This is a genomic window from Pedobacter sp. 01N416 (genome assembly GCF_056399685.1).
In genome coordinates this window covers 1-3955 of record NZ_JBFTRT010000537.1, presented here as the reverse complement: position 1 = coordinate 3955, position 3955 = coordinate 1, and the positions used below count along the sequence as shown (strand labels likewise).

Annotated in this window: 5 protein-coding genes; 2 read left to right on the top strand and 3 right to left on the bottom strand. The window is 37.9% G+C overall.

Annotated elements, in window-relative coordinates:
- The 3 genes from AC1DND_RS23115 to AC1DND_RS23105 all read right to left on the bottom strand — a co-directional run.
- Positions 1-544, bottom strand: a 544-nt coding sequence (locus AC1DND_RS23115) for an STN domain-containing protein (protein WP_477584938.1), incomplete at its 3' end; no start/stop codon positions are given.
- Positions 545-808: 264 nt separating this feature from the next.
- Positions 809-1996: a FecR domain-containing protein gene (locus tag AC1DND_RS23110; protein WP_477584937.1), complete on the bottom strand. Its 1188-nt coding sequence runs from the start codon at positions 1994-1996 to the stop codon at positions 809-811.
- 134 nt (positions 1997-2130) lie between these two features.
- Positions 2131-2721 carry an RNA polymerase sigma factor gene (locus AC1DND_RS23105; protein ID WP_477584936.1) on the bottom strand — a complete coding sequence of 197 codons (591 nt, stop codon included), beginning with the start codon at positions 2719-2721 and terminating at the stop codon, positions 2131-2133.
- A 451-nt stretch (positions 2722-3172) separates the two neighbouring features.
- Here AC1DND_RS23105 and AC1DND_RS23100 point away from each other — a divergent pair, with 451 nt between their 5' ends.
- Positions 3173-3376: a winged helix-turn-helix transcriptional regulator gene (locus tag AC1DND_RS23100; protein WP_477584935.1), complete on the top strand. Its 204-nt coding sequence runs from the start codon at positions 3173-3175 to the stop codon at positions 3374-3376.
- 103 nt (positions 3377-3479) lie between these two features.
- Positions 3480-3955: SDR family NAD(P)-dependent oxidoreductase (locus tag AC1DND_RS23095; RefSeq protein WP_477584934.1), on the top strand; the 476-nt coding region annotated here is incomplete at its 3' end.

The following is a 3955-nucleotide window of genomic DNA, read 5'->3' as shown; positions in this document are numbered from 1 at the left end:
CACTGATGCTTGTTTGGTTTCCAACAAGTATAGTCTGCGTAATATAACCTACTGCGGATACAACAATTTCCTGTTCCCCGTTTATTAGCGAAATCGAGAAACCACCGTTATCATTTGTATAGGTGCCGTTTTTTGTTCCCTTTATCAAAATACTTACAGATGGTATCCCTTTACCATCCTCATCTACAACCTTCCCTTTAATATCAATTGCCCCGACACTTTTATCAATGAAGGGCTTTACGGAAGAAATGCTTTTTTTGCTGAGAATGATTGATTTTTGTCTTAATTCGAAGTTTAAATTCTGATCTTTTAAAATAATTTTCAGGGCCTGCTCCAGTTGGATGTTTTCTAAATCAACACTTACTGCCGTTGTCGTTTTCACAAGATCAGACTCATAGAGTACAATATATCCTGTCTGCTTTCTTATCTGAGTGAAGACTTTCCGAAGACTTATATTATTTTCCTTGAGCGTAATATGCTGCGCAAGAGTAGATGCACTTAACTGTAACAGAAAGGTTGTCATGATGACAATAATCAACTTCATAATGCGCAAAATTTGTTTAGGTGCGACATATCGGATATTGCATCTAAATAGATGAATAAATTTCATACTTTTGGTTGTTTTGGTTGGTTTTGCGGATGCTTCCTGATCGTCGAAAATTTGTAAGCCCGCGGTTAAACAATTAATAGTTCCTTTTTCGGGAACATAAGATCAAAACACACTATCAGTCCCGGTATACATCGGGATTGATAGTTTACCATAATGGTTCTTTAGGGTGAATTGATATTTGAGTGATATACAGTAGATCTATTTCGTCACCAATATCCTCCTTCCCTTAACTTTAAAGTGTATATTTTTTGTTGACTCCAATATTTCCAGCACAGAAGAGACATTGGCGTACCTTGACACCCCGCCCCCATATAACTTATCCTTATCTACATTTTCAGCATATTCGACCTCAACGTTATACCACCTGGAAATCCGTCTCATAATACTCTGCAATGTTTCGTCTTCGAAAATAAAGGCGCCGTCTTTCCAGGCTACGGCATCTTCAGCATTTACATTTTTCACATTGAAACCACCGTCAGTAAATACGGATTGCTGATTGGGTTTAAGCAGGCGTGTTAATTTTTCGGTAATTATTTTTACACTGCCCTCAAGCAATGTCGTAGTGGTTGAGGATTCTTCCGGATAGCTATTGACATTAAAATGTGTCCCTAAAACCTCTACATCATGATTTGCAGTACTTACTACAAAAGGATGCTTCTTATCTTTAGCTATTTCGAAATAGGCTTCTCCCTGAAGGCGGACTTTCCGGATACCGTGGTCCAAAAGATCCGTAGAATAAGTTAGGCTGGAAGCCGCATTTAACCAAACCTTGGATTTATCCGGTAAAATTAAAATGTAGGTTTCCCCTCGGGCTGTGGAAAGCGTATTCATTCCTTCTCCCCCCCCCTTCTTATCAGAAGAAGGTCCTAATCGGTACACCAGATACCCCTCTGCTGTTTTGTTAACACTGATTCCCGACTCCTTTGCTATTTCTCCTTTTATGGCATCGGTCAGTCTTATTTTTTTTCCGCTTGCAAGGGTTAGAGTGGCCCCTGTTTTCCCTGGTGCAATGTCCTTTACATAGGCGGTGCTTTTTTCAGGTTGAGGACGGTATTTTGATAAGAAGAAAAAACCAATACCACAGACTGCTACAAAAAGTGCAGCGACAGCAGCAATACGCGGCCAAAGTTTTACAATGTTTTGTTTTACAGGATCAGCATCTTCATCAGGTGAGGCAACAATTTCCCTGTAAATATTAAGTGCATTTTCTCTATTATAGTCAGGAGCCGGCAAATCGTCCCTATCCCATAAATCCTGTACCAGAATATCAATTTCAGCATATGAATCAGCTTGAGATAACGCCGTTTTCCACTCCTCAAGCTCATCAGAGGTCAAACGCCCGGTCAGGTACTGCTCATATAAATAGCTAAATCTATTCTTGTCCATTTTGTGGTTTTATGATAAACATGAGGTCATATTTAACCTTGCTGTCATGTGACTTTATTAATAAGTCGGAGAAATAAGAAATCGAGGTAATTTTATTTTAAAAAAAATATCGAACTGACTGTGGCGTCGGTGACTTAGAGAAGCTTAAATAGTATAGCGAAGATTACAAACTGTGAATGTTTGCGGACATAGCCCCTAAGGAATTTTAAGGCTAGTTTCATATGGGTCTGAACCGTTCCATGACTTATATTCAGTCTGTCTGCCACTTGCTGATATTTTAAACCTTGCTGATAACAAAGCTGATAAACCTGACGCTGCTGGTCCGGCAGTTTTCCTATACCTTCTTCCAATGCAACGTGTGCGGACTCAAATGTAAAGGACTCATTATTATCCAGTTCTATCGGCGTTAACATAGCTAACACTTCCTTCTGAACATTGAAACCCTGCTCTTTTATCCTTAGCTGATCAATTGCCCTACGCCGTGCTATTGTCTTGATAAAAGCTTCAATACTATTGATCGTCCTGAGCTTGTCGCCAAGCTGCCAGATCTGAAGCATTGTTTCCTGAATTACCTCTTCAGCAGAAGATTCGCATTGCAATAAGCGGAAAGAAAATTTAAAGATTGTCCCATAATATTTTTCGTAAAGGACTTTAAATGCAAGATGATCCCGCTCGGCTATTCTTGCCAACAATTGACCTTCATCAAAAAGAGGTTTAGTAATCATTTCCCAATAGCCAAAGAAGAACAATAATAGCTAATCTTTGAGAATATCACGATACACTTTCTTATTAAAAAAAATAGACTGCAGGCGTTAAGTATAAGGGATGGAGCAATTATAAAATTGCAGATCTTTAATCGGTCATCCATTGTCCATATACACGTTTTAAATTTTAGTCCGATAGAACGGACAGGCCTAATCTTTGGATTTGGCTTAGGCAATATTTTCAACAGACTAAACCTTTGCCTGYGGTTCATGATCTTTCCCACCCTTTCTGCTCATAAGTGCCGCCTGACTCCCGCGCAGCAGCACTCGGCTTGGAAACCCAAAATTGTGCCCACCCAAATTAGGCACGAAGTCTCAGGAGTAGTGATTAAAAATGCAAGTGTAACTAATGACATACACGCCGTGAATAGTCCAGCCACAATTCCAACGCAGATTTTCAGAAATATCTAAATTGTTTAAAAAAATAACCGATCGGACACTTTCTAAAGACCTAAAAGATTTAGAAAATAATTTATTGATTTCTAAAAAAACGATTGATGCTTTTCCTAAAACCACAGAATATTCAATCACAGAACACGGATTATCAATTACAAAAGTGCTTTTAGAATTGAGGGAATGGGGACAATTACATAGAGAAAAAATACTTTCACAATAATGCCTTTTCAGCATATCTGTTTGGGCTAGTGACAAAAATAGCAACAGCTGTAAAGCAAAGAACCATTAGTGGTAATAATTTAGAAATATAAACTTGAATAACGATGAATAAACTTGGGAATAAGATTGCTTTGATAACCGGTTCAAGCAGAGGTATCGGAAGATCAATTGCACTTGATTTAGCAAAAGAGGGGGCATTTGTGATAATTCATTACACAAACAATAGAGATTCTGCTGAAGAAGTATTGAATGAAGTTCATACTATTGGTGGTAAAGGGGAAATAGTTAGAGGTGATTTCTCGAATAAAAAATCCTTAGATGAATTATTCTCACAGATAAACACAATTTTATCCGGAAGAGGAATAGACATTTTGATTAACAATGCTGGAGCTCTTGAAAGAGTTGGCATTGAAAACACTACTGAAGAACAGTTTGACAATATGTTCARTGTCAATGTCAAATCTGTTTTTTTTATCACACAGCATTTTATTTCAAAAATTAATAATGGAGGCAGAATTATTAATATATCTTCAAATCTATCAAAAACACCACGACATGAGGTGCTGACMTACTCAATGAC